Genomic DNA, 2,640 nt, shown 5'->3' on the forward strand with positions numbered 1-2,640 from the left:
GGCGCTGCGGGTGCGCATGCGAGTGGGCCAGCCCATGGCCGAGGACGACGCCTGGCTGCTGGCGGCGCTGCAATCCGCCGAGGCGGTGAAGGCCGATTCATTGCACGCCCGGCTGCTGGGTCTGCAGGCCTCGCTGATCATGCGCAACCGCAATGACCATGCCGGTGCAGAACCGCTGCGCCGCCGCGTGCTGGCGCTGTGGACCGGCAGCGGCAACCGGCTGCGCGCCAACGAAGGCCGCATCGCGCTGGCCATCAACCTGGGCTTCCAGCGCCGCGTGGCCGAGCAACTGGTGCTGCTCGGCGAAGTGGAGGCCGAGGCGCGCGCGCTCGGCCAGTCGCGCCTGCTGTGCTTCACGCTCAGCGTGCGCGGCTATTGCCTGGGCGACCTGCGCCGCCACGCCGAAGCGCTGCAGGCCTTCCATGCCTGCCTGGAAGAAGCAGTCAAAGCGTTGGCCTGGCGCGAGCTGTTCTACGGCCTGTGGAACCTGCCACGCGCGCTGGCCCACCTGCGGCAGCCCGAACGCGCCGCCACCGTGATGGGTTTCGCGCAGGCATTTTTCGCCGAACGTTTTGGCGTGCTGGGCCCGGAAGACACCCGCGAAGCCCGCCGAACGCGCTGGCTGATCGCGCTGCAGATCGGCTGGCCGGCCACCGAAGCCGCTTGGCGCGCCGGTGCGGCCATGTCGCTGACGCAGGTGCTGGCGCTGGCGCTCAGCAAAGGCTGATCAGGCCCAGGCCTGGCCGCCGTTCCATTCGTATTCGCGCCAGTCGTCCGGCACGCTGGGAATCACGTCCAGCACGTCGAAATGGGCCTCGGAAAGGAAGGGATTGGCGCGCAGCGTGTCCGCTGCGGCGCGGTATTCCGGCAGGTCGGTGGTGTGCCACACCAGCACGTCCGAACAACGGCCATGGAAGGCGCCGGCGTTGAAGAAGCGCAGCCGCACCGAGGGGAAGCGGTTGTAGATCTCGGCCATCGCGTCGTCAGCAAGCGCATGCCGTTGCTCGGCCTCCAGCGCCAGCCAGCGGGTCGTGGCCTTCAGCAGCATGAACAAGGTGTAGGGGCGGGCGGGCATGTCAGGTCCAGTGCGGGGTCGTTCACGTTCGCACCCGGCGCAGCCGTCAATCGTGTTGACGCCACCCCGGGCACAGGCCCACACTATGCGAGTTCCTGCTCGTATTTCCAACTCGCATTTCTCGCCCACCAAGTCCGTCGATGAAAACCGCCGTTTCCCCACGCAAGGCGCCGCGCCAGGCGCGCTCTCAGGCCACCGTCACGGCCATCCTGGACGCCGCGGCTCGCGTTTTGGTCGAACGCGGCTACGCCGCCGCCAACACCAACCTGGTGGCCGAACGCGCCGGTGTCAGCGTCGGCTCGCTGTACCAGTACTTCCCGAACAAGGACGCGCTGATCACCGCGCTGCACGACCGGCATTCGCGCCAGATGGACGAGGTCATGGACCGCGCTTTCGCGCTGTCGCAAGACCTGCCGTTCGACGAAGCGCTGCAGCTCATCATCGAAGGCGTGGTCGAGGCCCATCGCGTGGAAGCCGGGCTGCACCGCGTGCTGGAAACCCAGCTGGCCGGGCTGGACATGCTCAGCAGCCACGAGGAAACCGAGGCCCGCATTGCCGAGCAGATGGGCTGCCTGCTCGCGCGCTACCCGGACCAGGTCCGCGTGCCCAACCTGCGCCTGGCGGTCTACATGCTGATGCACGCGCTGCACGCGCTGGTGCACGCGGTGGTCGCCACCCGGCCCAGCGGCGTCTCGCTGAAAACCGCCACACAGGAAATCGTCCGCATGACGCGGCTGTACCTCAGCTCGCCACCCACCGGCGGCTGAACGGAGGCCGCTGGCTATCATCGGCGCCCGATGCAACGCTGGCAGCTCTCCCGCAACGAAACCGCGCTGCTCGACCACATCTTCTGGTCGAGCGGGCTGTCGCGTGACGCGCTGTCCGGTCAGGCCTCGTTTTCGAAGAGCCGCACCAACGCGGCGGTCGCCGGGCTGCTGGCCCAGGGCGTGATCGAGACGACCGAGGAGCAGGTTGCCACCGGCGGGCGGCGGGCACAGACGCTGCGGCTGAGCCGCCGGCTGGGCGTGCTGATCTCGATCGCGATGGGCGCCACCGGCGTGGAGGTCGGCGTGCTGGCGCCGGACCTGACGCTGCTGGCCCACCACAGCGAGCCGGCCAATGTGCGCGACGGCCCTGCCCTGCTGCTGGCCCGCATCCGTGCGCTGATGAAGCATCTGCTGCAGCAATGCGGCGCCAAGGCGGCGGATGTGATCGCGATCGGCATTGGCGTGCCGGGGCCGGTGGACTTCGGGCTGGGCCAGTTGGTGAACGCACCGCTGATGCCCGAGTGGGACGGCTACCCGATCCGCGAGGACCTGAAGGCGGACTTCAGCGCGCCGGTGTTCGTCGACAACGACGTCAACGTGATGGCGCTGGGCGAGCTGTGGCGGCTGGGCCGCTCGCTGCCGAACTTCCTGGTGGTGAAGGTCGGCACAGGCGTGGGCTGCGGCATCGTCTGCCACGGTCAGGTCTACCGCGGCGCCAACGGCTCGGCTGGCGACGTGGGCCACATCTGCGTGGACCCGAACGGCCCGCGTTGCCATTGCGGCAACCTGGGCTGCGTC

General features: G+C 69.2%; 4 protein-coding genes. 3 read left to right on the plus strand and 1 reads right to left on the minus strand.

Annotation, left to right across the window (positions count from 1 at the left end):
- The coding region (locus tag FKP22_RS32835; protein ID WP_170201110.1) for a hypothetical protein at nucleotides 1-727 on the plus strand (727 nt) is incomplete at its 5' end.
- Here the strand turns inward: FKP22_RS32835 and FKP22_RS26635 are convergent.
- Nucleotides 728-1,075 (minus strand): darcynin family protein, encoded by a 348-nt coding sequence (locus tag FKP22_RS26635; protein ID WP_141290949.1) that lies wholly within the window; start codon nucleotides 1,073-1,075, stop codon nucleotides 728-730. It lies immediately after the preceding gene.
- Between the two features lie 140 nt (nucleotides 1,076-1,215).
- Here FKP22_RS26635 and FKP22_RS26640 point away from each other — a divergent pair, with 140 nt between their 5' ends.
- On the plus strand, nucleotides 1,216-1,842 hold the full coding sequence (locus FKP22_RS26640; protein WP_141290951.1) for a TetR/AcrR family transcriptional regulator: 627 nt from the start codon (nucleotides 1,216-1,218) through the stop codon (nucleotides 1,840-1,842).
- Nucleotides 1,843-1,872: 30 nt separating this feature from the next.
- The coding region (locus FKP22_RS26645) for an ROK family protein (RefSeq protein ID WP_141290953.1) at nucleotides 1,873-2,640 on the plus strand (768 nt) is incomplete at its 3' end.

It is taken from the genome of Ideonella azotifigens, assembly GCF_006519715.1.
GTDB lineage: Bacteria > Pseudomonadota > Gammaproteobacteria > Burkholderiales > Burkholderiaceae_C > Ideonella > Ideonella azotifigens.

Excerpts from the sequence above, each read along its gene's own strand:
- FKP22_RS26635 (WP_141290949.1), bottom strand. The coding sequence starts at position 1,075 with ATGCCCGCCCGCCCCTACACCTTGTTCATGCTGCTGAAGGCCACGACC.
- FKP22_RS26640 (WP_141290951.1), top strand. The coding sequence starts at position 1,216 with ATGAAAACCGCCGTTTCCCCACGCAAGGCGCCGCGCCAGGCGCGCTCT.